Raw genomic sequence first — 1,996 nt, 5'->3', positions numbered from 1 at the left:
GGTCGTCGAGACGGCCGTGGCGGCGCCGTACCTGCTGCCGGACAACCCGAAGCTGGCCTCGGGCGAGGTGTGCGTCAGCGTGGTGCCGCCGGGGCAGGCGTACGCGGCGGACGCCGACCTGGCCGACCTGCTGGTGGTGGCGCGGGCCGGCGGCCTGCGCCTGGTCGCCAGGGAGTCCGTACGCCTCGCGCCCCGCCCCGGGGTGGATCCGTGCAGGCGGTTGTTCGAGGTGTCCTTCGACGCCTCTGAGGAACTGGGCGGCTCGGCCGTGCCGGCGCTGCGGCGGGCCACGGTGGCGACCTCCGCGCAGCTCATCGGGGTCGCCAGGGAGCTGCTCGCGGTCACCGTCGCGTACGCGCGGGTGCGCAAGCAGTTCGGCGCGGCCATCGGGTCGTTCCAGGCCGTCAAGCACCAGCTCGCGGACGTGGCCATCGCGGCCGACTTCGCCGCGCCGCTGGTACACCGGGCGGCCCTGTCGGTGGACCGGGCCGTCCCCGGCGTTGACCGTGACGTGAGCGCGGCCAAGGCCGCCGCGGGCGAGGCCGCCGTCCTGGCGGCTCGGGTGGCGTTGCAGGTGCACGGGGCGATCGGGTACACGGAGGAGCTGGATCTGCGGTTCTGGCTCGCGCGGGCCTGGTCGCTGTCCTCCGCGTACGGCACCACGGCCGTCCACCGCGAACGCCTGCGTGCCGCCGTGATGGCCGATGACCTGCGGAGGTATCCGTGAAGTTCGGCGTGCCGCTCGGGCTGCTGCATCCGGCCGCGTGGAAGGACGTGGCGGTGGCGGCGGACGAGCTGGGGTTCGAGTCGGTGTGGCTGCCCGAACACCTCGTCTTCGCCACCGACCTGTCGTCGGCCGCCTATCCGGGCACGTCCGAGCCGGGGATCAAACCCACGACGCCGCTGTTCGACGCGCCCGCGTACCTCTGCTGGCTCGCCGCCCTCACCTCCCGCGTCAAGCTCGGTACGGCGGTGCAGCTCCTCGCCCTGCGCCACCCCTTCGTGTCGGCCCGCGCGTTCGCCACCCTCGACGTGGTCTCGTCGGGACGGGCCATCTGCGGGGTCGGCGCGGGTTGGTACCGGGGGGAGTGGGAGGCGGCCGGAGTCGAGTTCCGCACTCGGGGAGCCCGGCTGGACGAGGCGATCGAGGTGGTCAGGCGGCTCTGGAGCGAGCCCGTGGTCGCCCATTCCGGGAGGTTCTACTCTTTTCCCGAGGTCGCCTTCGAGCCCAAGCCGGTGCAGCGGCGGTTGCCGGTGCTCGCGGGCGGGGAGTCGGCCGCCGCGCTGCGCCGGGCCGCCCGGCTGTGTGACGGGTGGATCAGCATGCCGCACACTCTCGAGTCGATCAAGCCGCAGCTCGACCGGCTGGGGGCGGGGGTGCCGGTGACCGCGCACGCGTACTCGCTGGCCTCGCCCGACGAGGTGCCGGCCTGGGCGGCGCTGGGTGTGGAACGCCTGATCGTACGTCCCTGGACGCGCAGCCGGGACGCGGTGTCCCGGCTGGCCGCCTTCGCCGCCGACTACGGGTTGTGACCCGGCCGGCCGCCTTTACCGCCGACTGCGGATTGTTACCCCGGCCGGCTGCCGTCGCCGCCGATTGCGGACTGTGACCTGGCTGGTCGCCTTCGCTGCCGACTACGGATTCTGCCGGGCGCCGAGGTCGGTCACGCGCGGTGCCGTCCCCGCCTTCTGGGCTGGCCCGGGGCGCTCCTGGCCGCATGGCCGGAGGCGCTGCTCCTGCCGCCCGGCTGGGCTGCCGCACTCATGTCCGGCTGGGGTGTGGCGCTCGTGCCCGCGCCGACCAACTCGCGGTCGTCGTCGCGCCGGGGCGACGGCGGGAAGGCGGTGGTGGCGGTGGGGGTGGCGTGGCGGCGGCCGGCCGGCGGATGGTCCTGAGCACCGCCGACGTGGACCCCTTGAGGGCCGGGCGCCGGTCTGCGGTGGCGGCGGCCGCGCAGGGGGAGGTCGGCGGCGAAGGCCGCCGACTCGTCGACGG

2 protein-coding genes and 1 pseudogene are annotated in these 1,996 nt (G+C 74.9%); 2 read left to right on the top strand and 1 reads right to left on the bottom strand.

Annotation, left to right across the window (positions count from 1 at the left end; translation table 11 throughout):
• Window positions 1–727 (top strand): acyl-CoA dehydrogenase family protein (locus tag AB0J09_RS63510; RefSeq protein ID WP_360714031.1); only part of this gene is annotated, 727 nt, incomplete at its 5' end.
• Complete coding sequence (locus AB0J09_RS63505) at window positions 724–1,533, top strand: TIGR03619 family F420-dependent LLM class oxidoreductase (RefSeq protein ID WP_360714029.1); 810 nt, start codon at window positions 724–726, stop codon at window positions 1,531–1,533. The genes AB0J09_RS63510 and AB0J09_RS63505, both read left to right, overlap by 4 nt.
• A gap of 131 nt (window positions 1,534–1,664) precedes the next feature.
• On the opposite strand, the pseudogene AB0J09_RS63500 reads toward AB0J09_RS63505, so the two are convergent.
• Window positions 1,665–1,996, bottom strand: a pseudogene (locus AB0J09_RS63500) (hypothetical protein); the annotation flags it as partial.

The sequence above is a fragment of the Nonomuraea sp. NPDC049784 genome (assembly GCF_040659615.1).
GTDB lineage: Bacteria > Actinomycetota > Actinomycetes > Streptosporangiales > Streptosporangiaceae > Nonomuraea.
This window is presented reverse-complemented; position numbering and strand designations above follow the sequence as displayed.